Source organism: Robbsia sp. KACC 23696 (assembly GCF_039852015.1).
Classification (GTDB): Bacteria; Pseudomonadota; Gammaproteobacteria; order Burkholderiales; family Burkholderiaceae; genus Robbsia.
This window is the reverse complement of sequence record NZ_CP156626.1, coordinates 2892187-2917380: the sequence shown is the minus strand read 5'-3', so window position 1 is coordinate 2917380 and position 25194 is coordinate 2892187. Positions and strand designations below refer to the sequence as shown.

Sequence of the window (25194 nt, the reverse complement as noted above, 5' to 3'; positions counted from 1 at the left end):
TCCTCCAACGGGAGTTCGAGAAAGGCACTATTTTAATCCGTGGCGCACGGGCTGTTGTAAGCGTTTGAACGAAGAGCCAACTGTGGGCGTTTCGGTGTAAAGATTGTGACAATCTGCTTCGAAATAAACGTTTACCCCGACCTCTCGCTCGACCCCTGTTTGAGCGGGGACGAAATGCATTCCCCGACGCCCGCAGCTATACCAGGATGGGTGAAGAGCAGACAAACGAACTCGGTAGGCACCGGGCAATGACTCAAAATCGGTGTTCATATCCTTTTCGAACGGCGGGATGGGTTTGGATGTAGCTGCCCAACCCGCGGCCGGTGGTCGCCAAGCTTTTCATGCGATCGACGTAGACCATGCCGGGGCGACTGTACGAATAGCGGTAGATGGCGGAGCCACCCAAAAATTTGACGAGAATAAAATCGGGTCCAATTTCGAATGACTCCACCGAAGAGTCGCCTCCGAGGTTTGCGTATCTCTGCATCATCGCCTCCCATTGTCCATCATAGACTGATCGGTATTGTAGGCCGGGTTGATGGCAGCGGACAGTCTTTCTCGCACGAGTCGTCGGACATTGGCGATGAGAAGGGCGGAAAGACTGGGGGGGAAGATCCCGCCGCCGCAAATAGGCCAGCGGGGGGGGCGAGCAAGATGCAGCCTTAGTCTGAGCCTTTTCTCGCGTGCGAGATGGCGTGGAACGACATCAAATCAGTCGGACACGAGCCAACCGTTCGACCCCTTTACGAACCGTCCAGTGATGGCCTTCCCCGCCAGTTGAAGGTCGCAGTTGTAGGCTTTGTCGCCATCCGCTTTGCAACTGAGAAGTTTGAGAGAATCCAAAGCTTTCTGCTGTTGAGCAAATTGCTCATCGAGAATTGGGCTGTCGCCGAGGGCGGCTTTCTGAGCTTTTTGCTGTTCTTGCATTTGCTGAGAAACGGCTTGGCGGACGTCCCCTTCACTGGGGGCTCCGGAACAGGCCGCGAGCAAGACGCAGGTGAGAAGGGGCAGCGACGAGAAGCGAATGGAGATCATGGGTCGGATGGGAAAAGGATCAACGGGCCGCCGAGAGGCGGGTTGCTCAAACCTTGGCAAGAGCGTCTTTATCGATGTAGAGATGGCCCAATTTGCCGAGCACGATCCACCAATAAACGACGGCCCGAATGATTGCTCCGAGAAACACGGATGGCCATGGCGTTGTGTAGTTGAGCATGGGAAGAACGGGATACGCCAGCATGCCCGCAAGGCACAGAACGGTGCCTAGGAGCAGCCATCCCAAATCGACTCCGACATTTGCACTTTTCGTGAACACGGGCATGGCAAGCGAGAGGAGAACGATGAATCCAATGAGCAGGTTAAGCAGTGGGATGCCTAGGGCAAAGACGAAAATGACAATGCCATAGACCCCACCCAGCATCGCCACCGCTCGTTTCGCTTCGACATTGGCGTTCACTGTTTTTGATTGCTGCGTGTTCATGCGAGACCTCTTTCAAGAGAAAGGTGAGAATCAGCGGGGAGCGGAAGGCTGCGAAGCTGAATGCGTAAAGGGAGCGGGCATCATCATGGAGGGTTCAGTGATCGGCTCGGGTGGTTTGGCACATCCGCCCAGCCCCGCGACAACAGCGACAAGCGACAAGGCGGCAAGCCGTCGGACATTCAACTGGATGGCCCGTTGCCCGACCGGTTCGAAGATCGTTTTCACAAAGGCTTTCCTGATTACTGACTCAGTTGATGTTGCGGGCTGGGCATGACCATCGTCGGCGTGCCGGTGCTCGCCGTCGCGGGCGTAGGCGTGCCCGTGGTCGAAGCGGTGGTGCCGGTTGCGGCGAGGGCGTTGAGTTGCGATGACGCAGTCAAGCGGCTCGGCGCGTCATACGGCACATTCACGGCCCCCGTGGTGAACTCCCACTGCAAGTCAAACGCTTGGGCCACGCCGCCCATCTTCGTCATCGTGCCCTTGGCCGAGACGATGTAGGACGTGTTGGCCGTCAGGGGGGCCAACGGGGTGCACACGGCCATACCAGCCGATTCGGCCTCCACCGATTCATCGATTTCTTGGCACGGCACGTTGGTGCCTGCGGCCGTGGCGATCGTGAAGCTCGACACGGTCATGGAGGCTCCCAGGCCGGCGGACAGCAGCACCGGATAGCCCACGTTCGTGTTGTTATACGACGTGTTGAACTCGAAGGGGCTGGGCGACTCGCTCGCATACCAAGTGGTCTCGACGTTCGATTGGCCGTTGTATGGCGATGCGATCATTTGAAGGCTGCCCAACGCGTTTTGCTGGCCTGCATAGTCCATGGTCAGTGAAGAGACCTTGGACGTGTCGCCCGATTGTTTGTAGCCCACACCCGACACCAAAAAGTCGTCGAGCATCACGTTGCGGTGAAACGGGGCCTCAAACAGGGCTTGGATCGGCTGTGAGCTGCTGGGAAAGGCCGTGATGCCCTGGTAGGCGATGACGACTTCACCCGTGGTGTTCGAGGAATACACCGCGTCGATGCGATCCTCAGGCGAATTGCCGGTGTAGCCCGTCAAGCCCGCCGTTTCGTAATGCCCGACTTGCGTGTTGTCATACAAATACAGCGAGTGGTTCGCTGCCGCGGTCGCAATTGCCGTGTTGTTGCTCAGTGCCGGCATGCCCACCTGAGCACGTTGATAGTTCACGAAGGTGAGCGAGTCGGCGGCCGGGTCGGCCGTTTCAGTGAAACCCGTGGCGGCCGAGGCGACCGGAGGCAGGAACGTCACCGCTCCACTGAGAGTCGTCACCGCAAGACCGCCACCGGTGTTTGATTGAGTCGTCGTTGGCGTTGAGGCTGTTGGAGTGCTTGTTCCCCCTCCGCCTCCACCGCATCCGTACAGCACCGCAGTCGCGGCGACCGCCGCGACCTGAAGTCCTCGTGTTGCTCTTCTCATGGTTGACGTCTTGTCGTTTCTAGGCAGTTCGGTGGGGCCCGCACGAACCTTGCATCGTGGTCCATCCGTTGGGACATCGAAGACGCCATTGTTTTCGGGTGGGTCAGATTTCGATGCAAATGTTCGCATTTGGTCAGTTTGTGATTTTAAGAATCACAATCGTAACGTAAACGGTCACCATCGTATCGAGGCCTCCCGGGAAAATGTCGCAAAACATCACAGATGTGATGCTGGAGGGCAACGTGGCGGTGAGAAAACGAGAATCAACGAGCCAACTCGTCGTCTCGAAGGTGGGGGCGGCGATCGCGGCGAGACGCCAAGTCGTGGGCTTGTCCCAATTGCAAGTTGCTCATGCGATTGGCGTGGAGCGGGAGACGGTGGCGCGAATGGAAGGCGGTTCGATTGCCCCGAGCTTGCCGCGGCTGGCTCAATTGGCCGAGGTCCTGAGCTACCCGATCGGTGCGTTTTTTGACGGGTATTCGGATTTGGCCGAGAGCGATGCTCTGCGAATGAGCGGTATCATTGCGGATTTGCCCAAGGCGAACAGGGACGCCATTGTTCAGATCGTTTCGTATGTCGCCCAGGCGATGCGGATGACGGTTCCGCCAGTTCAACCCGGGACACACTGAATTCCTCGCTCCTGCCCGGCGGGATGGGGTTCATGAGGGCGTGACGAGTGAACGCTACACTGCTGTGTCCAACTAGGGAGTGCGTCTGGTCCGTCCGAAATGGACCCGTCGGTCAAAAGCCCGACCGGCGCATCCGCCTCTGTTCGGGACAGTGCCAGTGACACAACGGGCGCTTTTGGGGAGAATCCAGAGGATGCATCTTGGTGTCGGTTTTTCGGCCCTAGCGGACGTTGAAATGTCGATGAGCGAATGATCGAAACGGGCCTACGTGCGGCCCTTCGCGGCATGCACCGGAAAATTTCATGGAAACGTCGTAATGGGTCATATCGCTGCTCGCGGCGGCAAGACCCACCTTTTCAAAGGCCGGTGCGATCCTAATAACGCACAGTGCGTACAGAAGTATGAATCGGTACGATGGCGGAAAGTCCATCAAAATTGCAAAGCAGGACGAAGCTCGCAACTCATGTTTATCGACTAGTCAAGTATAAATATTGCGTTATGAAAGAGTTGAAATCGTCCCCGATGGCTGTTCGTTAGCTTGTTCCAACGCCGCCCTGACAGCATTGCTGATTTTTTGAAAGTGTGGCCCTTTCCTTGATGCACCAAATGCCATCAACTGCTTGCTACTAAATTTGATGTCACGTTTCGTAGCCGATAATTGCCGCAGGAGCAACGCGAAGAGTGATTTTCCTCTCAGAGTATGTGCATAATTAAATTCGATTTCCTTTCGAAATTCCTCTGGGTACAGCTCATTTTCATGAAGTGTTGTCTCGGAAGAAAAAAAATCTTCGTCGTCTAATAATTTCCCCGGATGAGTGCGGAAAGTTGTGTGGCTGCCAGAACGATACCGAGCGACAGCGAGTGCATACCAATGTATAAATTTATGCATCTCAAGCTTAAATTTCCCATTTTCTGGGGGAGTCAGCAAGCTCTCAAGATCTCCGTCGATAAATAAGTCATTTTCGATTGAGTATCCGCTTGTTGTTATTAACGAACTATCTTGCACTACATCGCCTTCATGCACCCACAAGTCTTTATCCACAATAAAAATGATAGGGACAGAAATTGAAGCAGTCTTTATTTTCTGCTTCAAGTTAAGCACAGCTTCTTTATTGCCGGCAGGCAACATATCAACGTCGAATTTTTGTAATTCGTGCTCGACAGCTCGATAAAAAATTATGTCATCTCGTCCCTCCACTAAGACGGTGGGAAGGGAGGTGCGTTTCAAAAGTTCAAAGATTTCATCAACAGTCAGTCGAGGTTTATCGGCAGGCATAGTTAATCTCCTTTGTCGATGCCGATACTCACCTCTTTCTCAGGATATTTCCCATAGATGAAAGGTGAGTGTGTTGCGAAAATGAATTGATTTCCGGATTCTTGTGACTCCAGTATCGCATACAACCGCCGTTGCCAGTCGACGTGCAAACTTAGCTCGGGCTCATCAATGAAGATAATAGAGTTTTTGTAAAATGCGTTATAGCAAATGAAGCTAAGCATCTGCTTCTCGCCTGCCGATAATGCATCACTGTTGACGGCAGCCGCAGCATCGCCAAAGCTTAGCCTTTTTCCGAACGAGATGCCTGAATGTTGAAATAATTTTTCAACAAGTGCGCGAATTGCAGTAAGAGGGGCTAAAGTTTTAGAACTGAACTCCTCAATTTTTTCAATCTCAGCGCGGGTTTCGGAAAGTAACGCATCAGCGTCTTGCTTAACTGTTTGCGTATTTTCATACTGACGAATTTTTTCGATTACACTTCGAGTTACTTCTCCTTGAAAAGCGTTGATTTCTTCAGAAAAATTAGCATATCGCTTTAAAAGCAAGCTAACGATATCTTGACTGGAAATGGCCGCAACGAAAATATGCTCCTTATTCGTTAGGGTCTTAGAGATGGAAACAAGAGAATCGTCGAGATCTAACCCTAATTTCTGACCGGGCCGAGCTCGTGTGGGAGTGTTGGGCACCATAGAGAATCCGCCCTCGATCCGGCGGAAAGTGGGGAAAAAGATCGACCCGCCCTTCGAAATAAGAATCGGGCCCGCTTTATCCTCAGCGGACTCCATGAACGGCTCATCCGGATCACTATTATCATCCTCAAAATCTTGGCGGCCTTCCTCCGTCTCCAATTCGATCCTACAATGGACCGGGCCAGTTCTTACGACCGTGCAAGAATATTCATCGGTCACCACGACGCACGACTTGAAATTAATTTCTCGCAATGCCAAAAGGATATTCCCACTGATTATTGACCATGCAAGCTTAATTATAGTAGTTTTGCCAGATCCGTTTCTACCGGTGAGAATGTTTAAATCATTATTAAAGTGATATGTAACACTTCCAGGCCTACCAAAAATCCCATGGACAGTAACTTCTATAATTTTCACAATTGAATCCTTTTGCTTTAGCGAAATTTCTCGAATGCAGGATACCCAAAAATTCTAATTACTTTAACACTTTCTTTAAATGCGGCGCGTGAAAAATACACTGGCGCGGTTGGCCATCGTAACACGTGATGGTTTCAGAATTCTACCTGAAAGGCACAACGTAACGATTTGCTATTTTGTCTTGGCAACATGCGAATGCAAGCACCGCAAGTCACCCGCTCGAAAATGCGTATATGTCGGCGTTTTGTGCATTCCGCATACCTAATTCGTTGACCGCAGCGGCTTTGCATCGCCACCTTGTAGAGATACCGATATGCGGCGAGGGTTGCTTTGTAACAGCTACGCAGACTAGTGTGACAGCATGCGGATCCTAAGGAATCGTACGAAAGTGATTGATTTAGTAGGTGACCGCTTTATTAACGATTGCGGGCGCTCCTAGAGCGTGAGGTAGATACGGTACGGCCGAGTTACTGTCGCTGGTACGCAATTGACCCGAGAGTGACATAGGCGCAGCAATGCCTGCGGAGACAGGTTTGCGGGCCGACATTTTGGCGGTAGACCGGTTTTCTGTAAGATGTGCTGCGTTCTTTTATCGAACTAGCTAACGGCCGGGACGCGTCTTTATTGCTGCCGCGACCTTGCAGTCGAACGAATTTGCAACGCTTTCCATAACCAATCAGGGGGCATTAGGATGCAATGTGATCTTGTCGAAGGGCTTAATGTCGGGGTTGGTCACGGCGAGAAACTTCATGATGCGGCCACCCAAGATCCGGGCAAACTCGTCATCAACGACATGATCGTGTTCGTCCAGACGCATGTCGAATGGCATCGCTGACGCGATCAGTGAACGCACCTTCGTCGCGTCCACCCCATAAGAAACCACTGCTTTTTCTTCGTCGTCCCAGACGGAAATGATGCATTGGGGCTGGCGTGGGGTCATTTCAATATCCTCTACACGATTGATAGCGGGCGAAGGCCCGTTCTTTACAGGCAAGATACGACCGAGCACCAGCCCGGCCTCCCCGCATGGCGGCGTCCGCAGAACACATGTCCATGTCGATATTGTATTGGGCCAGGCATTCCGCCTCCTCGGAGGAGCTCACCCCGCGAGCGGCAATCTGAGTGGCAGATCCTGTCGTCGTGATGGATTGCATATCGAAGGGGGCTGCTGACAGCGGTGTCGAGGACGTCGCTGCCATGGCGACGGGGGCCGATGCCGTCGAGGCGTCGTCGGAGAACGAAATGGTGGTTTGAGAGGCAATCAATCGCGGCGGGGTGGGGCATTTGCACATGCACACGTCGTCGCTCAACGCTACGCGCTTGTTCATAAATCGCATGCGGTTGTAAGCTCCAACCGGCACGATCATTCCGATCGACTTGCACGCGGGGCAATCGACGGCGTCCCCCTCCACCGCAGTGGATTTGTTGTAACCGGTGTGTTGGATCTGGCCCACTAACACCGTTCCATTGGCTGTCGTCTTGTCGTTGCCGTGGACCACGTATCTCTTAACCATGCGCTTCCTTGGAGCATACAGTGCCGAAGATCAGACGGGATGGTATCGCATTTTAATGGCTGGCATAGATCACCCGGGAGCGGCCAGTTCAAGGACGCCTCATCGACCCTTCCGAGGACCGACAGAGGTTGATTCGTGACGGTCTTGTCGTCAAGTTAGTGAGGGGCAACGCGATGCGCTCACCCAATGCGCAGCTTTCCCCGCGATTTATAGCGCTGGTTTGAGAGCGTGGAGGTGAAATAGCCTTCATCCAGAACGTCTAGCAGCTCCTTTAAGACTTTCTTGTCAGTCGGCATGACAATTTTCCCGTCGCCATCGATTTCGAGCCGCACGTCATAGTGCTGGGCATACTCCAAGATTCGATCGGACGGGTAGCGGTCCAGAATCCCTGAGTCCAAAATGACCGCAATGCGCTTGCGGATCGTGGAGCTCGCATTGGCCTTAAACAAATCGGCGTCGGCCACGGCGATTTTTTCATGCTCAGCAAACTGTACAACCTGCTCATCTGTGGCTTCTTTCAGATAGGCTTGCAAATCGAAAAGTTGGCGGGCGAAGAAGAAGTTCCTGAACGTCAAGGACGTGCCGTCCAGGACGGCAGTCAAACGGTGATCGAGGGTCAGACCGGCCCCAGAGACAGGACGGAAGGTGTCATTTGAGAAGAACATGGCCGGACCGGCCCGAGCAATCACACGTTTTTTCTCAAAAACCTGAAACAGGATGTGAGTTTGCTGGCCTTGCGTCAGTCCCCAAAATACGCCTTTGATGTTGTCCAACGGAACGACGTTGGGATCAAGCGTGTCGATGGTCAGAGGGTTGTCGATCGCGGCGGCGAGCCCGTAAGGGTCGACTAGGTTTTCAATGACCAGCAGTTCGTCCGCTTCCGGTGTGTTCCTGCCGTCGAAAGCAATGGCCTCGACAATTCCATTTCGAAACACCCGGTATTGCTCCTCAAATGCGGCGGCGACCTGACGTTCCAGCTCAGCGTTCAGATGAAATCGCAACACCGGCGTCTGAGGGTCTCTCATTAAAGCGAACAACGCCATTTGCCGTTCCTTTTCTTTATTTGATTTGCAACAGCCCGTAGTCGCTCAGCTGCACCACGGTCTTGATGGATGACACATTGGTGATTTTGCCTCGGGTGATCATCAGATACGTGAGGCCACCCTGGGTATCCACCTCGTAAAAATGAAAACCCATGATGCCCAGAACCGGATTGATTTGTAGACTGTGGGTGCCCCAGATGACGGTTAATAGCATGACCGCGGCCACCATCCAAGAGGTGAGATCCGGGGCGGCTTGTCCTTTCAATACCAGGGGCAACGCGTAGGCGACAAAAAAGGCGATGACCTCCTTGTCCGCGCTCTTGGCTTTCGAGACTGTGATCGCGAGCGGGGCCAGTTTTCTTCCCGCCGTGGTGATGATCCAGCGAGCCAAAAACGCCAGGAGGATGCAAGCACCAGCCGCCGCGAGAGCCCATCCATAGTTGTGTTCGCGTGCAAAGGCGTAAGCCAGCGACACCGACAGTGGAGCCACGGCGGTCAAGGAGAAGACCAGACGGATCAGGCGGCTGAGCATGGGTTCTAGAAGGCCCTGGGCAGTTCTAGATCAAAGCGATCGATGGTCTGCTTCAATTCTGCCAACGCCTTGTTGTGCTGGTAATTCGAAAAATGCGGGCTGCTGAAATCCACTCGCGACTGCTCGTAATGACCGACCAACGCCATCAGCATGGCCGGGTGAACACTGAGCTCGGTCATTCGATTGATAAATGTGTGCCGGAAACTGTGAAACACTTTCCGATCATCTGTGATTGTTAATTCGTCGAGGTAGTCCGCAAATCGGCGCGTCACGTTTTTACCGTAGCCGTTTTTCCCCGGCTTCAAATCTGGGAAGACCTGAACTTGCTTGGCGACTCGTTGGCGGTCGACATAGGTGAGGAAATCGGATTCGACGACGGTGCGATGCAAGGGGATGCGTCGCAATGAGTTCGAGTTTTTGCCCTTGGTAATTTCAAAAAACCACACGTCGCCGTCGCGTTGGACCTGCTCAATCGACAAGCTGGCGAGTTCTTCGAGGCGGGCACCGGTATAGAGGGCAAGGAAGGGCAGCCAATAATAAGCAGGCTTGTCCATGCGGACCGAATAGCTGTCCGGGGAGAAGATCCGGCGGAGGTCGCCCGATGAGAACGGTTTATACGATCGTTTCTGTTGTTCGAGCTTGGATTTTGACGATACCTTGGCCGCCGCAAACGGATTTCCCCCGACATACAAGCCGTTGTTGATCGCGTAAGCGAACAAATCCCGCAAGAACGACAGCTTGGCATTGATCCGGCTCGCACTGCCATTGGCTTCGATCAAGCCGTTCTTGAACGCCACGGCGTCGGCGAGGGCATAGTCGTCCATCGGCTTTTCACCAGCGGATGCTGCAAACTCACTGAACGCTTGGCGTTTCGCCGAAAGGGTTCGTGCGGCGTTGTCGAGGGCCTTCTCTTTGAGATAGAGACCAATGACATCGGTCAGTGGCTTGCTGCGTCGCTTTGCGACGGCTTGCTCGGCTTGGTGATGAACAACAGCAGTGAGGGTGTTGGGGGCCAGTGTCGGGAGGTCGAGAGTCGGCAAAGGGCCAACATTGAGCAGGCGATCGCCGAAGAGTTGCTTGACGAGGCTGACGTCTTCCGGTGTTTTGATGTCTTTGATTTGCGTGCCATCGGGTAGCACGACATCAAACTCACGGACCCCGGAGAGGTCGAAATTGAAATCGGTGATCTTCGGCCGGTTGCTGCTCATCGCGAGTTCAAGATTGAACGACAGTGCGAAGAGTTTAGCTTGCTTGAAATCTTTCGTGCGAAGAGAGCGTTTGACTTCACGACCGTGGCTGGTCAGCCGCAGGTAGTAGACACCGAATCGATTGCGGTAGAGATGAGGCAATTTGTGCATGAGTGGCTCACAAACTGGCTCACTGCGCGAGACAAAGCAAAAAGCCGCAAACCCTTACGGGCTGCGGCTTTTTGATGATACTGGTGGCGAATCAGGGATTCGAACCCCGGACCTGCGGATTATGATTCCGTCGCTCTAACCGGCTGAGCTAATTCGCCGAGAGAGCAAATATTAGAGAGTATCTTTCCCGTCGTCAAGCACTTTCTACGAAAAACCTAAAATAGTGCATCGACGGGTCGGGAAAAGGTTCGACACCGACATCACTCGATCGCGTTGATGTCGCGGTCCTTCGTTTCCTTGACGAAGAACAGGCCGATAAAGAAGGTCGCCACGGCGATCACAACCGGATACCACAGCCCGGAATAGATATTCCCGTTTGCCGCCACCATGGCGAACGAGGTGGCGGGCAGGAATCCCCCCAGCCAGCCATTGCCGATGTGATAGGGCAGCGACATCGAGGTATAGCGGATTCGCGTCGGGAACATCTCCACCAGCATTGCGGCGATCGGGCCGTACACCATCCCGACATAGATCACCATGATGGCCAGGATGATCACCGTCATCGGCTTGTTGATCTGCGCGGTGTCCGCCTTTGCCGGATAGCCGTCACCCCGCAAGGTCGCACTCAGTTTCGACTCGAACGCCGCATTCGCCGCCTTCGCATCGCTGCTGCTGCGGGTATCGAACGACGGGATGATCTCGCTACCGACCTTGATCGATGCGATCGTGCCCGGCGCGGCGGCGACGTTCTCGTAGTTCAAGCCGGCGCGCGACAGATAGCTCTTGGCGATATCGCAAGATGACGTGAATTTCGACGTTCCTACCGGATTGAACTGGAAGGAGCATTCGGCCGGATCGGCGGTGACGACGATCGGCGCGCGCGCCTGTGCCGCTTCGAGTGCCGGGTTCGCATAGTGCGTCAAGGCCTTGAACATCGGGAAGTAGGTCAGCGCCGCGATGGCGCAGCCTGCCAGGATGATCGGCTTACGTCCGATCTTGTCCGACAAGGTGCCGAAGATAACGAAGAACGGCGTGCCGATGATCAAGGCGATCGCCATCAGAATATTCGCCGTACTGCCATCGACCTTCAGCGTCTGCGTCAGGAAGAACAGCGAATAGAACTGGCTCGTGTAGAACACCACGGCTTGGCCGGCCGCCAACCCGAACAGCGCGATCAACACGATCTTCAGGTTCTTCCATTGACCGAACGACTCGGTCAGCGGCGCCTTCGATGTCTTGCCTTCTTCCTTCATCTTTTGGAAGGTCGGCGATTCGCTCAGTTGCAGACGAATCCAGACGGAGATAGCCAGCAGCACGATCGACAACAGGAAGGGAACGCGCCAGCCCCAGGCGCCGAAAGCGTCTTCGCCTAACGTGGTCCGGACGCCCAGGATCACGAGCAGGGACAGGATCAGGCCGCCCGTCGCCGTGGTCTGAATCCAGGACGTATAGGCGCCGCGCTTGCCATGCGGTGCATGTTCCGCAACGTAAGTGGCGGCGCCGCCGTATTCGCCGCCGAGCGCCAGGCCCTGCAGCATCCGCATCACGATGAAGAAAACCGGCGCGGTCATGCCCAATGTCGCATAACCCGGCAGCAGACCGACCAGGAAGGTCGAGGCACCCATGATCAGGATGGTGATCAGGAAGGTGTATTTACGCCCGACCATGTCTCCGAGTCGCCCGAACACGATTGCGCCGAAGGGCCGCATCGCGAAGCCGGCGGCAAAGCTCAACAAGGTGAAGATGAAGGCGGCCGTCGGATTGACGCCCGAGAAGAAAGTTCGGCTGATATAGAGAGCGAGGGAGCCCGCCAGATAAAAGTCATACCATTCGAAGATGGTCCCCAGCGATGCGGCAAAAATCACTTTGCGCTCCGAGGACGTCATCGTTTGGGGTGCCGGTGCCGGGCCCCCTGTTCTGATCGCTGACATGCTTGTCTCCTGCTTTTGTTCGAATGATGTGTCGTTCCCGGATGGCTGCTGTCCAGGATCGTGCGGCATTATTGAAATGCCAACCTTACCTGGCGCTGACACGAAACTGACGTGAAACTGACTGCCTGGGAAACGGCGCTTTGATGGGGGTTTTTGATGCCCTCGCCAGGATAAGCGGGGCTTCGCGGAAAGATCGCGGAGGGCACGTATTCAGGGCCTTCCACGCGAAGCACCGGCTTGACAGGGCGACGATGCTGGCCGATTTCGTTCGAATGACGGGCCGAACGAGCAAGGGTAAATCGGGAGGCCGAAAGGGGAAAATACGGGGTTTAGGCGGCGGGCGTTGCCGACGGTGCGCGTTGCGGTAACGTGACGCGCACCGAGGTTCCCGCTAGCCGGGGAGCGGTCTGATAGACATGATCCTCGATGGTCAATGTGCCGTCGTGCATGGTCACGATTTCCTGCACGATCGCCAGTCCCAGGCCGCTGCCGTCGCCTTCGCGGCCGAGGATGCGATAGAACCGCTCCACCACCCGAGGGCGCTCGGCAATCGGGATGCCGGGGCCATCGTCTTCGACATCGATCAGCGTCGGCGCGTCGTCGTGCAAGCCCGGCTGCAGACGGACGGTAACCCGTCCGCCGCTAGGCGTGTAGCGGATCGCGTTGTCGATCAGATTCGTCAGCATCTCGCGTAGCAACAGAGGCTGACCGACGATCGTCACGCCGTTGTCCGGCCCCTCATAACCGAGGTCGATGACTTTGTCGATCGCCGCGCGGGCCCAGTCGTGCACGACTTCGCGACACAGCATCGCCGCGTCCAGCGCCACTGCCGTGCGAAGCGGCGCGGCTTCCTCCGTGCGGGCCAGCGCTAAGAGTTGGCTGACCAACCGTGCCGCCTGATGCGAACTGGTCGCGATCTGTTCCAGCGACCGACGCACGTCAGGGGGCACCGGATGACGCAACGCCATTTCCGCCTGCATGCGCAAACCCGCTAGCGGCGTCTTCATCTGGTGCGCCGCTTGCGCGATAAAACGCTTCTGCGCCGTCGTGTTCGCGTCGAGCCGACCCAGTAGCTCGTTGAAGGACGATAGCAGGGGTGCCAACTCCGTCGGGGCGTCGCCCGGCATCAACGGTGAGCGGTCGTCGGGGCTGCGTGTGCGGATTCGGCGCTGCAGGACGTGGAGCGGCGCCAGGCCGCGCGTCAGGCCGAACCAGACCAGCAGGATCACCACGGGCAGGATGATCAACTGCGGCAGTATCACGCCCTTGATCACATCGTTGGCGAGTGCATTGCGCTTGTTGAGCGTCTCGGCGACCTGGATCACAAGCACGCGAGGCGGCGCCTGGGGCGATGGCGCTGCAATGGCAGAGGGTGATGCGGTCGTTTGCGGGGAAGGAGGCGCGTCGCTGGCTGGCGGGCCCCATGCGCGCGTCCAGGCCAAGCGCATATTGCGGCCCGCCACGACAACGTCGCGCATTCGCACGATGCCAGGCTCGACGTCGGCGTCGGCATCCAGTGCTAGATTGTCAGCGCCGGCATCGCGCGCGCCGCTGCGCAATGGCGGCGCCGGCAATTGCGCAGTGCCGGCGACGACCTTGCCCTGGGCATCGCGTACCTGAAACAAGACGGTGTCGTCCGGATCGTCCAGCAACCAGTCGGCATCGGTTGTCGGCAACGGTGACAGCACAGCAGGCCCTGCCTGATGCACTTGCCGCGCCAAGACGGCGAGCCGGCGTTCCAAGGCATGATCGAACGGCGCGCCGGCAATCGATTTGGCGATCAGCCAGGTGACGGCGATACTGAGCGGCCATAACATCAGCAATGGCGCGAGCATCCAGTCGAGGATCTCGGCAAGCAGGGATCGGGCGACGCGCGGCGGGGGAGGGGTCGTATCGCCGTCGGCGCGCGATGCATCGGCCGCGTGCCCTGTCGGGTCGGCGGCGCGCGGCGCGCGGTGCAGCCAACGGGGCCGCATCAGCGGTAGGCGTCGCTACGAGACGGCGTCGCGGGGGCGGCCGAAGCGGACGGCGATGGCGTCTCCGAATGCACCGGCCGATCCAGACAATAGCCGATGCCGCGGACGGTCGTGACGCGCACGCCGCCGGGTTCGATCTTTTTGCGCAAACGGTGCATATAGACTTCGATCGCGTTGGTACTTACCTCGTCGCCCCATTCGCACAGGTGATCGACCAGTTGCTCCTTCGATACCAATCGGCCGACGCGTTGCAGCAACACTTCGAGCAAAGCGATCTCGCGCGCAGAAAGTTCGATCATCTGCCCGTGCAAACTGGCTGTGCGGCCGACCTGATCGAAAGCGAGCGCGCCATGCCGCATAATCGCGGCACCGCCGCCGGTGCCGCGACGGGTCAGCGCGCGGATCCGTGCCTCCAGCTCCGACAGGGCGAAGGGCTTGGCCATATAGTCGTCCGCCCCGAGGTCAAGTCCCATTACCCGATCTTCCACGCTGTCCGCCGCAGTCAGAATCAGGACCGGCAAGGTCGCGTTGGCGCCCTGGCGCGCGCGCAGACGGCGCAAAATCTCCTGGCCGGACAGCTTGGGCAGTCCTAAATCGAGGATCAGCAGGTCGTAGGCTTGCAGGGCGAGGGCGCGATCGACGTCGCCGCCATCGCCGAAATGGTCGACGGCATAGCCCGCTTGGCGGAGGGTTCGCGTCAAGCCGTCGGCGAGTATGCTGTCATCCTCAGCTATTAGAATGCGCATCGGTCTCCTGGCAGCACGCGAAAGGGCCGGATGAGCGCATCCAGCGGGCGTAGGGGGCAGGCGCGAACGCAATCGATGCGCTTTCGACTTGCCAGACGCACTGTTTTTTTATACAGTATCATTCATATCGACGCTTGCGGGCGGAACTACGTGTTTACACGGGCGTGGCGCCGCTGCTGACGTCCCATCATAGCAAAGGACGATTCATGGAAGATAGCAAGAAAGGCTCGAACGGCATGACTGCAGATAAGAGCAAGGCGCTGGCCGCAGCGCTCGCCCAGATCGAAAAGCAGTTCGGCAAAGGGTCGATCATGCAGATGGGCGTGAACGACAAGCCCGCTGACATCCAGGTTGTGTCGACCGGCTCGCTCGGGCTCGATATCGCACTGGGCGTCGGCGGTCTGCCGCGCGGCCGCGTGGTTGAGATCTACGGTCCGGAATCGTCGGGTAAGACCACGTTGACGCTGCAAGTGGTCGCGGAAATGCAAAAGCTGGGCGGCACCTGCGCATTCGTCGATGCGGAACATGCGCTGGATTCGAAGTACGCGGCAAAGCTGGGCGTGAAGCTGGACGAACTGCTGATCTCGCAGCCGGACACCGGCGAGCAGGCCTTGGAAATCACCGATTCGCTGGTGCGCTCGGGTGCGGTCGACTTGATCGTCATCGACTCGGTGGCGGCCCTGGTGCCGAAGGCCGAAATCGAAGGGGAGATGGGCGATTCATTGCCGGGTCTGCAAGCGCGTTTGATGTCGCAGGCATTGCGGAAGCTGACCGGTACGATCCAGAAGACCAACTGCATGGTCATCTTTATTAACCAGATCCGGATGAAGATCGGCGTGATGTTCGGCAGCCCGGAAACGACGACCGGCGGTAATGCGCTGAAGTTCTACGCCTCCGTGCGTCTGGATATTCGTCGTATCGGCTCGATCAAGAAGAACGATGAAGTGATCGGCAATGAAACGCGGGTCAAGGTCGTCAAGAACAAGGTCTCGCCGCCGTTCCGTGAAGCCATCTTCGATATCTTGTACGGCGAAGGGGTGTCACGCGAAGGCGAGATCATCGATCTGGGCGTGACGCACAAGATCGTCGAAAAGGCCGGTGCCTGGTATAGCTATAACGGCGATCGCGTCGGCCAGGGTAAGGATAATGCGCGTGAATTCCTGCGTGAAAATCCGGCGATTGCGTTCGAGATCGAAAACCGCGTCCGTGAAAAGCTCGATATCAAGCTGCTGCCGGGCACGGCGCCTAGCGCGCCTGCAAAGGCCGAAAAAGCCAGCAAGGCGGACAAGGCCGATTTGCTCGACGCTGAGTAAATGCGTAATGGCTTCTCACGGGGGCGGGGGACCGCGTGGCGCGGTTCATCGGACTCGTCCGAGCCATCCGGCGTAGCGCCGGAAAGCCGTCGCTCGGCCGCATCGCGGCCACCGCGCAGTTTGAAAGCGCGGGCACTGGATTATCTGTCCCGCCGCGAATACAGCCGGGTCGAGTTGATGCGTAAGCTCGCGCCGTTTGCTGCCGCACAATGCGAAGCAGCGGCACAGGATGAGGCCCGCGCGCACGCTGAGGTCGAAGTCGAGGATCCGCTACCGGCCTTGCTCGATGCATTGGAGCGCGAGGGCTGGCTGTCCGATAGTCGCTTCACTGATAGTGTCGTACATCGGAAAGCGACGCGCTTTGGCACATCCCGGATCGTCGGGGAGCTAAAGCAGCATGCGATCGATGCAGACCGTCTGGCCGAAGTGCGCGAGACATTGCGGGAAACGGAGGCCTCACGTGCGCGGGGGGTGTGGCAACGCAAGTTCGGCACCTTGCCGGATTCCCCGCAGGCCCGCGCAAAGCAAGCGCGTTTTCTCGCTGCCCGGGGCTTCTCAATCGATGTCATTCGGCGATTGCTCAGTGCCAGCGACGAAGAATTGCCCGAATAGTCCATCGACCGCGATGCGCCGACAATGCCGGATACGGCGGATCAGCGTTGCCGGTTTAGATGTGCCGGATACCTTTCAGCGCATCATTCTCATTGCGTCAAACTGACGCAAGCACTGATTCCCATTCGATATTTCCTGTTGCGCGCGCCTTACAGCGGCGCTTTGCCGCATGTTGTTGCGCGCACCAGCATGTAAAAATGCGTCCCTCATCCTACAGTGACAGATTCGGGTCCTTTAACTTGGCCGGTCTCTGCTCGTCCAAACTCGGGATAGCCCTATGCTAGAATACGGAATCTTTTGATCCCGTTTGTCTGCCCACGCATGGCGCAATCCTGTCCCGCTAAGCGATGTCGTTCGACCGATAGGGCGGTTAATCCGCTCCGGTCGTGCATTGCTTTGCGAGCGCTACCGCCGACACGCCTTTCACCGTGCCGCGCCGCCAATACGTGTTTCAGTCAGGCCAGACCCTCGAGATCGATCGGGCGCCCTTCGCTTTCTCGCCCGCTTACGTCCGATTCATCGATTCGTTCCCTTCTTTCCGCTGTGCTATCCCTAGCCGAACGCATGTCGACGCCCCCATCGCTTCACGCCATGCGTGCGCCGAGCGGGCGTGTCATGCACGACGCCGTGGATACGCGCGGACCGACTTCAAATCCACTCTTAGACGGAAGGTAATCACGCATGAAGATCCACGAGTACCAGGGCAAGGACATTCTGCGCAAGTTCGGCGTTGCCGTACCGCGCGGTGAGGCCGTGTTCAGCGTTGATGAAGCAGTCAAGGCAGCCGAAAAGCTCGGCGGACCGGTCTGGGTCGTCAAAGCCCAGATTCACGCAGGCGGTCGCGGTAAGGGCGGTGGCGTCAAGGTAGCGAAGTCGCTGGATCAAGTTCGCGAATACGCGGGACAGATCCTCGGCATGCAGTTGGTGACGCATCAGACGAGCCCTGAAGGCCAAAAGGTCCGTCGCCTGCTTATCGAAGAGGGCGCCGACATCAAGAAGGAACTCTATGTCAGCCTGATCGTCGATCGCGTCTCGCAACGTGTCGTGTTCATGGCGTCGTCGGAAGGCGGTATGGACATCGAGGAAGTGGCTGAAAAGTCGCCGGACCTGATTCACCAGATCGCTGTCGATCCGAAAACGGGCCTGACCGATGCGGAAGCCGATGCACTGGCCAGCAAGATCGGTGTGCCGCAAGGTTCGCTGTCGCAGTCGCGTGTGATCCTGCACGGACTGTACAAGGCCTTCGTCGAAACCGACGCATCGCTCGCCGAAATCAACCCGCTGGTCATCACCGGCAGCGGTGACGTCATCGCACTGGACGCGAAGTTCAACTTCGACTCCAACGCGCTGTATCGTCACCCGGAGATCGTGGCCTACCGCGACCTCGACGAAGAGGACGCCGCTGAAATCGAAGCGTCGAAATTCGACCTCGCTTACATCTCGCTCGACGGCAATATCGGTTGCCTCGTCAACGGCGCTGGCCTGGCCATGGCGACGATGGACACCATCAAGCTGTTCGGCGGCGAGCCGGCCAACTTCCTCGACGTCGGCGGTGGCGCGACGACGGAGAAGGTGACCGAAGCGTTCAAGATCATGTTGAAGAATCCGAACCTGAAGGCCATCCTGGTCAACATCTTCGGCGGCATCATGCGTTGCGACGTGATCGCCGAAGGCGTCATCACGGCTTCCAAGGCCGTGTCGCTGAAGGTGCCGTTGGTCGTCCGGATGAAGGGCACGAACGAACAGCTGGGCAAGCAATTGCTCGCCGATTCGGGCCTGCCGATCATCTCGGCGGACAGCATGGAAGAGGCCGCGCAGAAGGTGGTCGAGGCAGCCAAGGGCTAACAACGGACGCGATGGCCAGGATGGGGCGCCTTGCGTATTTCCCCCGCGTCATGACGCCGGGGAAAGGTCCGCGGCTCCCGTCCTCGGCCCGCACGAACATACAGACAGAGGTCTTAGATGTCGATTCTGATCAATAAAGATACGAAGGTTATTACGCAGGGGATCACCGGCAAGACCGGCCAATTCCATACGCGTACGTGCCGTGATTACGCCAATGGCCGCGCGGCCTATGTGGCAGGCGTGAACCCGAAGAAGGCCGGCGAGGACTTCGAAGGCATTCCGATCTATGGCACCGTGTCGGAAGCAGCCAAGCAGACGGGCGCGACCGTGTCGGTGATCTATGTGCCGCCGGCAGGCGCAGCCGCCGCAATCTGGGAAGCCGTGGAAGCGGACCTGGATCTGGCGATCTGCATCACCGAAGGGATTCCAGTGCGCGACATGATGGAACTGCGCGATCGCATGCGCCGTGAAAATCGCAAGACCTTGCTGCTCGGACCGAACTGCCCGGGCGTGATCACGCCGGACGAGTTGAAGATCGGCATCATGCCGGGCCATATCCACAAGAAGGGCCGCATCGGCGTGGTGTCGCGCTCCGGCACGCTGACGTACGAAGCGGTCGGGCAATTGACGGCATTGGGCCTGGGCCAGTCGACGGCAGTCGGGATCGGCGGCGATCCGATCAACGGCCTGAAGCATATCGACGTGATGAAGATGTTCAACGACGATCCGGAAACGGACGCCGTCATCATGATCGGCGAAATCGGCGGTCCGGATGAAGCGAATGCCTCGTACTGGATCAAGGAAAACATGAAGAAGCCGGTGGTCGGCTTTATCGCCGGTGTCACCGCGCCCCCCGGAAAGCGCATGGGCCATGCCGGCGCCTTGATCTCCGGCGGCGCCGATACCGCGGAAGCCAAGCTCGAGATCATGGATGCCTGCGGCATCAAGGTCACGAAGAACCCGTCGGAAATGGCACGTCTGTTGAAATCGATCCTGTAAGGGCCGGCATTGCGGAAGCCCATTGCGCAACAGACAGGATGTGACACGTTGAAATAATCGGTGCGACGCCGCAGGGTGCCGCGCATGATGGATCGGGTCGATTGCTGATAAGATGCTGCAATGGTTCCGTAAGGTTTGCGTCGAAGAAGAAAGCGCTCCTGTCGGGGCGCTTTTTTTTCGACGACGCGAAGTCGAGCGTCGATTTCAAGACACGGAAAATCGAGGTGCGATGGTGGAATGGGTAGCAAACATACACTGGGGAGCGGTGCTCCAGATCGTGATCATCGATATCCTGCTGGGGGGCGACAACGCCGTCGTCATCGCGCTGGCCTGCCGCAATCTGCCTGCACAGCAACGCACCCGCGGCGTTCTATTGGGGACCGCCGGCGCCATCGTACTGCGCCTGGTGCTGGTGTCATTTGCGGTTTTCCTGCTCGAAATTCCCTTCTTGAAACTCGCGGGAGGATTGCTGTTGTTCTGGATCGGCGCGAAGTTGCTGTTGCCGGAGGACGGACCCCATAAAGACGTCACCGCGACGAATCAGCTTTGGGGCGCGGTGAAAACGATCATCATCGCGGACTTCGTGATGAGCCTCGACAATGTCATCGCCATTGCCGGCGCGGCACAGTCCGCGGATGCCTCGCATCAAGTCTGGCTCGTTGCGTTCGGACTGATTCTCAGTATTCCGATCATCGTCTGGGGCAGCACCTTGGTGTTGAAACTGATCGACCGTTTCCCGGTCATCATCATGGCCGGTGCCGCCTTGCTCGGTTGGATCGGCGGCGGCTTGATTGTCAACGATCCCGTGACCGACGACTGGCCTTCGTTCGACACGATGCAGGCGCAATACGGCGCTCACATCGCGGGTGCCATTCTGGTCGTCGTCGCGGGGCTGTGGTGGAAGCGCATCCGGTTGTCGCGCCAACCGGCATCGCATTGAGTCCGTCTTACCGCTTTTGGCCGACTGGTTGGCCGTCTGCCTGTTCCGTACCCTGAATGGATTGCCGGTTGCCTCGACCGGTCCTTCATCAGCAGGGAGACGGGATGTTCCAAACGGCCCACGCGCGAAAGCGTCCGCACGATCGCGTACTTTCCATACCCTTCGGTTTTTCCTTGGTCGAATTGATGATCGTGCTGGCGATCATCGCAGTGACTGCCGCCTATGCGGTCCCGGCCTATCAGGATTATGTGGCGCGCGGCCGCGTCGGAGAGGGATTGTCGTTAGCGGCACCGCTCCGATTGGCTGTCGCGGAAAATGCCGCCTTTGGCTTGCCCTTCGATAGCGGACAGCAAAAAACCGCCGCCACGGCGAACGTCGTCGGCATCGACGTCGCATCGCAGAATGGCGAGATCACCATCCGCTATACCACACGCGTTGCACCCGCCGAGGCGAACGCGCTGGTGTTGAAGCCTTCGATCGCGGACGGCAAGGGCGGCCGTGCGGCGTTGAAGGTCGGGGTGCCGTCCGACGGCACATTGATTTGGGAATGCTTTGCGGCGGGGAAGACGTCGCAGCCGCGCGCGGGAATGGGCGGCCAGTCCGGATCGCATGACGGGCAGGGCGCCGATATCGGCCCCTTACCGGTTGGCGTGGCGACGTTGGCGGGCCGCTTGGCGATGGGCGCGTGTCGGTAAAGACCGCACGGGTCTGGACGCACGCGGACCTGATCGGCGGTAAGCGCCGCCGACTTTTCACGTCGATTTGCCGACCTTGCAGTGCAGCGCGCAGGGATTTGACCGCGTGATCGTTAGAGACGGCGTTGCACCTTGCGCTACAGCATCTCGATAAATTCCTTGCGCCGATTTCGCGTATAGCCCGAGCAGGCGAGGCGTGCGGCGCGTGCGGCGGCGGCAACGGTCGGTGTCGTTTCCACCGGCATGCAAAGTGACACGACGATAGGCGGCAGCGCCGGCTTTAGCGGCAGTTCGACGAATTCCCCGCTTTCCAATTCGTCGGCAACGAACAGACGGGGGATGCCGGCCAGCCCGAAACCATCCCGCAGCATCTGCACGATCGCGGCGACCGAGGGGGAACAGGTGATGCGAACCTGTTCTGCCGGCACGCGCTGTTCTCGCGCGAGCCCATGCACGATGCTGTCGAGCGCGACCTGGGGGGCAGTGCCCCGACCAAACGTCAGAATCGGGCGCTTCAATATGCGGCTTGGCAGATCTCGCGCCCTCGGCGATATCAGACCGCGGCGCGCAATCCAGCAGACGGGATAATTCGCCAAGGCATTCGACACGATGCGCGTGCTGTCGATGCCTTCTACACGCAGCAACAAATCAAGTTCGCCCGCGAGCAGCCGTCGTTGCAATACCGCGCTGGCATCCACCGTCAGATCTACCTCGATATCGGGATAGTGGTTATTCAGGTATGCGATGTAATGCGAAAGCCAGCTATGCACGACGGTCTCGATAACGCCCAGACGCAATCGTCCACCGATCACCATCTCTTGTCCCGCCGCCACGCGCAACGCTTGCGCCGCGTCGACGACGGCACGCGCAGGCCCCAACAGCGCCTGGCCCGCGGGGGTCAGGCGGAAGACCGGATGATCCCGGTCGACCAGTACCGTTTTTAATTCGGTTTCCAACGACTTAATCCGCAGTGACACCGCCGCTGGGGTCGCGTGCAGCACGCGTGCGGTCGCGCGGAAGCTCTCGAGTTCCGCCAAGGTGACGAAAGTTTCCAGAAAACGGGTGTTCATATGAGCGTGTATGGCCGACGGGAAACGATATTTTTTATTATCGCCGAATGAAAAATGACGCGTTGTCGAAGCGACTTTACGCCAATAAATTACAGTAAAAAATAGAGCATTATCGGAAAAAGACGTTAAGAAAAACTTAACGGATGTGAGCAGAATAACTCGCTGGTCAATGCTTTTTGATCTTTTTACGCTGAAGGGCATTGCAGTACAGGCGTCGCTCGACGGATGAGGCACCGGCACCGCGGGACGTCCCCTCCGTCATTTTCGTGTCGCACCGTTCGTGCATTGCGCCGTCTTTTAAATCAACGGGCCCGTCCCACAAAAAACACAACCGTCATGTCCATCGACCTCGATCAGTCCATCCTTGCCGCCGACCGCCGCCGTGTACATGCCGAAACAATGTCTCCGTACGCGTTCCGGCAGCAGGTGCGCGACCAGCTGTTTTTTGCGCCCACCGCCGGTTATTGCGGACCGTATGCGCAGGCCAATCTCGCGATTATGCCGAGCGAGTATGCCGACGACTTCCTCCGTTTTTGCATGCGCAATCCCAAGGCGTGTCCGCTATTGGGCGTGAGCGAACCGGGGCAATGGGTCATTCCGGCGCTGGGCCGGGATATCGATATCCGCCGGGATGTACCGGGCTTCAATGTCTACCGCGACGGCAGATTGGTCGAGCAGCCGAACGATCTGTCGGCCCTGTGGCGTGACGATCTCGTCGTGTTCGCGGTGGGATGTTCGTTTTCTTTCGAGCAAATGCTGGCCGAGGCCGGCATCGGATTGCGACATATCGACGAGGGCGTCAATGTGCCGATGTACCGCACAACGATCGATAACCAGCGAAGCGGACCGTTCGGCGGCCAGCTGGTGGTTTCGATGCGCCCGATGTCTGGCGCCGATGCGGTACGCGCAATCCAGATCACCAGCCGCTTCCCGGCAATCCACGGCGCGCCGATCCATGTAGGTGCGCCGGAAGCCTTGGGTATCGCGGATCTCGGTCGTCCCGATTATGGCGACGCCGTGACGATTCGGCCACACGAAATACCGGTTTTTTGGGCATGCGGGGTCACACCTCAGACAGCAATCGAAAGCGCGCGGTTGCCGTTCGCCATCGCGCATCGCCCCGGACATATGTTGATCACCGATATCCCCAATGCCTCGCTGGCGGCGTTTTGACCGCGTCCTGCAAGCGCACGACGTCGCCGGACTTGATGATGCGGCAGTGTGAACCGCGCCAACCACCTCGAACCGATATCTCAAAAAATGAATAGCTCACAAGACCGTGCCGCACCGTTGGCGCCGTATTCATCGAATAGGGCCGCCAGTACTGCATCGAATGCAATGCCGGCCTTTGCCACGACGACCTCGCCGCCCGCCGGATCGTCAGCGGCCTCGACCTCGCTTACCGATGGCGACGCAGATGCCGGCACGGGCGGCTTGTTCGGCTGGTACAAGGAAACCGGACCCAGCGAGCGCCGCGCCTTTTGGAGCTGCAAGGTCGGTTATGCATTGGACGCGATGGACACACAGTTCCTGAGCTTTGTTATCCCCACCTTGATGCTCACTTTTGGGTTGACACAGGCCGGCGCCGGATTGATCGGAACCGTCACGTTGCTGACATCGGCGCTAGGCGGATGGCTTGCGGGGCTGCTGTCCGATCGCGTCGGCCGCGTGCGAACCTTGCAGATCACGATTCTGTTCTTCGCCGTATTCACCGTCTTATGCGCGGTGGCGCAGAACTTCACGCAGTTGTTGATCTTCCGCGGTCTGATGGGCCTGGGCTTCGGCGGTGAATGGACGGCGGGTGCCGTCCTGATCGGCGAGGCGATTCGACCGAAGGATCGCGGTCGTGCGGTGGGGCTGGTGCAGGCCGGCTGGGCAATCGGTTGGGCCGTCTCGGCCGGCTTGTATGTGCTGGTATTCTCGCTGTTCGAAGCGCACCTCGCCTGGCGCGTGTTGTTCGCCGTCGGCGTTTTGCCGGTGCCCTTTGTTTTCGTGATTCGGCGCTTGGTCGAGGAGCCGGAAGTGCATCGTGCCGCGGTGCAGGCATCCCACGACGCGCCGCGTTTCTGGGAGATTTTCAATCGCGAGATGTGGTGGACCACGGTCCGCACTTCCGTGCTGGCAATGGGCGTGCAGGGCGGTTATTACGCCATCACCACTTGGTTGCCGACGTATCTTAAAAATGAGCAGCACTTGAGCGTCGTGGGTACGGGCAGTTACCTCGCGGTGATCATTGCCGGATCGTATTGCGGTTATCTGAGTGGGGCTTACATCAGCGATCGCTTCGGGCGGAAGCGGGCATTCATCGGATTCGCCGTGATGTCTTTGCTCATCGCTTTGATTTACACCCGGGTGCCGATGAACAACACGATCCTGTTGATTCTGGGATTCCCCCTCGGATTTTTCGCATCGGGCATCTTCGCCGGGCTGGGGGCCTTCATGACCGAGCTGTATCCGACGCGGATTCGCGGATCGGGACAGGGATTCTGCTACAACGTCGGACGGGCCGTGGGCGCGACCTTTCCGTTCTTGATCGGTTATGTATCGCAGAAAATGGCGCTGGGTGCTGCAATCGGCACGTTCGCCGCATGTGCCTACGGGGTCGTGATTCTGGCCGCCCTCACGCTGCCGGAGACGCGCGGTCGCGCATTGCAAGCATGACGGTCTGACGCCCTATAAGGGAAAACGCGAAT

The 25194-nt window shown here is 57.9% G+C and carries 23 protein-coding genes and 1 tRNA gene; 9 read left to right on the top strand and 15 right to left on the bottom strand.

The genetic code is table 11. The features are described 5' to 3' along the window. Window positions 1–711 precede the first annotated feature (711 nt). The 3 genes from ABEG21_RS12225 to ABEG21_RS12215 all read right to left on the bottom strand — a co-directional run bounded on the left by ABEG21_RS12225 (window position 712) and on the right by ABEG21_RS12215 (window position 2748). Entirely contained in the window at window positions 712–1035 is a 324-nt protein-coding gene (locus ABEG21_RS12225; protein WP_347554854.1) for a hypothetical protein, read from the bottom strand. A gap of 46 nt (window positions 1036–1081) precedes the next feature. Continuing rightward, window positions 1082–1477, bottom strand: a complete 396-nt coding sequence (locus ABEG21_RS12220; RefSeq protein ID WP_347554853.1) for a hypothetical protein — start codon at window positions 1475–1477, stop codon at window positions 1082–1084. Between the two features lie 239 nt (window positions 1478–1716). After that, entirely contained in the window at window positions 1717–2748 is a 1032-nt protein-coding gene (locus ABEG21_RS12215) for a CAP domain-containing protein (RefSeq protein WP_347554852.1), read from the bottom strand. 371 nt (window positions 2749–3119) lie between these two features. Between ABEG21_RS12215 and ABEG21_RS12210 the strand changes: the two genes are divergently transcribed. Continuing rightward, on the top strand, window positions 3120–3545 hold the full coding sequence (locus tag ABEG21_RS12210; RefSeq protein ID WP_347554851.1) for a helix-turn-helix transcriptional regulator: 426 nt from the start codon (window positions 3120–3122) through the stop codon (window positions 3543–3545). 496 nt (window positions 3546–4041) lie between these two features. Here the strand turns inward: ABEG21_RS12210 and ABEG21_RS12205 are convergent, their stop codons facing one another. From ABEG21_RS12205 to ABEG21_RS12155, 11 genes are all read right to left on the bottom strand, one after another. After that, window positions 4042–4821, bottom strand: a complete 780-nt coding sequence (locus ABEG21_RS12205; RefSeq protein ID WP_347554850.1) for a DUF4435 domain-containing protein — start codon at window positions 4819–4821, stop codon at window positions 4042–4044. Between the two features lie 2 nt (window positions 4822–4823). Continuing rightward, the gene (locus tag ABEG21_RS12200; protein WP_347554849.1) at window positions 4824–5927 is read right to left on the bottom strand and encodes an AAA family ATPase; all 1104 of its coding nucleotides are present in this window, start codon (window positions 5925–5927) and stop codon (window positions 4824–4826) included. Window positions 5928–6603: 676 nt separating this feature from the next. Further along, window positions 6604–6867 (bottom strand): hypothetical protein, encoded by a 264-nt coding sequence (locus ABEG21_RS12195; protein ID WP_347554848.1) that lies wholly within the window; start codon window positions 6865–6867, stop codon window positions 6604–6606. A gap of 1 nt (window position 6868) precedes the next feature. Beyond that, window positions 6869–7441 (bottom strand): PAAR domain-containing protein, encoded by a 573-nt coding sequence (locus ABEG21_RS12190; RefSeq protein WP_347554847.1) that lies wholly within the window; start codon window positions 7439–7441, stop codon window positions 6869–6871. 179 nt (window positions 7442–7620) lie between these two features. Then, window positions 7621–8484, bottom strand: a complete 864-nt coding sequence (locus tag ABEG21_RS12185; protein ID WP_347554846.1) for a Kiwa anti-phage protein KwaB-like domain-containing protein — start codon at window positions 8482–8484, stop codon at window positions 7621–7623. 16 nt (window positions 8485–8500) lie between these two features. Then, the gene (locus ABEG21_RS12180) at window positions 8501–9016 is read right to left on the bottom strand and encodes a hypothetical protein (protein WP_347554845.1); all 516 of its coding nucleotides are present in this window, start codon (window positions 9014–9016) and stop codon (window positions 8501–8503) included. A gap of 5 nt (window positions 9017–9021) precedes the next feature. Further along, window positions 9022–10374, bottom strand: a complete 1353-nt coding sequence (locus ABEG21_RS12175) for a site-specific integrase (protein WP_347554844.1) — start codon at window positions 10372–10374, stop codon at window positions 9022–9024. 81 nt (window positions 10375–10455) lie between these two features. Then, a tRNA-Met gene (locus ABEG21_RS12170) sits at window positions 10456–10532 on the bottom strand. Window positions 10533–10634: 102 nt separating this feature from the next. Next, entirely contained in the window at window positions 10635–12260 is a 1626-nt protein-coding gene (locus ABEG21_RS12165) for an MFS transporter (protein ID WP_347556762.1), read from the bottom strand. A 374-nt stretch (window positions 12261–12634) separates the two neighbouring features. After that, on the bottom strand, window positions 12635–14281 hold the full coding sequence (locus ABEG21_RS12160) for a sensor histidine kinase N-terminal domain-containing protein (protein WP_347554843.1): 1647 nt from the start codon (window positions 14279–14281) through the stop codon (window positions 12635–12637). After that, complete coding sequence (locus ABEG21_RS12155; RefSeq protein ID WP_347554842.1) at window positions 14281–15027, bottom strand: response regulator transcription factor; 747 nt, start codon at window positions 15025–15027, stop codon at window positions 14281–14283. Before ABEG21_RS12155 ends, ABEG21_RS12160 begins: the two co-directional genes overlap by 1 nt. A gap of 206 nt (window positions 15028–15233) precedes the next feature. Between ABEG21_RS12155 and recA the strand changes: the two genes are divergently transcribed. The 6 genes from recA to ABEG21_RS12125 all read left to right on the top strand — a co-directional run bounded on the left by recA (window position 15234) and on the right by ABEG21_RS12125 (window position 21431). After that, window positions 15234–16340: a recombinase RecA gene (gene recA, locus ABEG21_RS12150; protein ID WP_347554841.1), complete on the top strand. Its 1107-nt coding sequence runs from the start codon at window positions 15234–15236 to the stop codon at window positions 16338–16340. Then, window positions 16341–16952, top strand: coding sequence for a recombination regulator RecX (recX, locus tag ABEG21_RS12145; protein ID WP_347554840.1), 612 nt, complete (start codon window positions 16341–16343; stop codon window positions 16950–16952). It abuts the gene before it with no gap. Between the two features lie 681 nt (window positions 16953–17633). After that, window positions 17634–18797: an ADP-forming succinate--CoA ligase subunit beta gene (gene sucC, locus ABEG21_RS12140; RefSeq protein ID WP_347554839.1), complete on the top strand. Its 1164-nt coding sequence runs from the start codon at window positions 17634–17636 to the stop codon at window positions 18795–18797. A gap of 117 nt (window positions 18798–18914) precedes the next feature. Continuing rightward, window positions 18915–19796, top strand: a complete 882-nt coding sequence (sucD, locus tag ABEG21_RS12135; protein ID WP_347554838.1) for a succinate--CoA ligase subunit alpha — start codon at window positions 18915–18917, stop codon at window positions 19794–19796. A 229-nt stretch (window positions 19797–20025) separates the two neighbouring features. Beyond that, window positions 20026–20736 carry a TerC family protein gene (locus tag ABEG21_RS12130; protein ID WP_347554837.1) on the top strand — a complete coding sequence of 237 codons (711 nt, stop codon included), beginning with the start codon at window positions 20026–20028 and terminating at the stop codon, window positions 20734–20736. Window positions 20737–20840: 104 nt separating this feature from the next. Beyond that, complete coding sequence (locus tag ABEG21_RS12125; RefSeq protein WP_347554836.1) at window positions 20841–21431, top strand: pilin; 591 nt, start codon at window positions 20841–20843, stop codon at window positions 21429–21431. 137 nt (window positions 21432–21568) lie between these two features. Here ABEG21_RS12125 and ABEG21_RS12120 read toward each other — a convergent pair whose 3' ends face one another. Continuing rightward, the gene (locus ABEG21_RS12120; RefSeq protein ID WP_347554835.1) at window positions 21569–22501 is read right to left on the bottom strand and encodes a LysR family transcriptional regulator; all 933 of its coding nucleotides are present in this window, start codon (window positions 22499–22501) and stop codon (window positions 21569–21571) included. 399 nt (window positions 22502–22900) lie between these two features. Here ABEG21_RS12120 and ABEG21_RS12115 point away from each other — a divergent pair, with 399 nt between their 5' ends. Together ABEG21_RS12115 and ABEG21_RS12110 are read left to right on the top strand one after the other, a co-directional pair. Further along, entirely contained in the window at window positions 22901–23674 is a 774-nt protein-coding gene (locus ABEG21_RS12115) for a putative hydro-lyase (protein ID WP_347556761.1), read from the top strand. 87 nt (window positions 23675–23761) lie between these two features. Next, window positions 23762–25162, top strand: coding sequence for an MFS transporter (locus tag ABEG21_RS12110; RefSeq protein WP_347554834.1), 1401 nt, complete (start codon window positions 23762–23764; stop codon window positions 25160–25162). Window positions 25163–25194 lie beyond the last annotated feature (32 nt).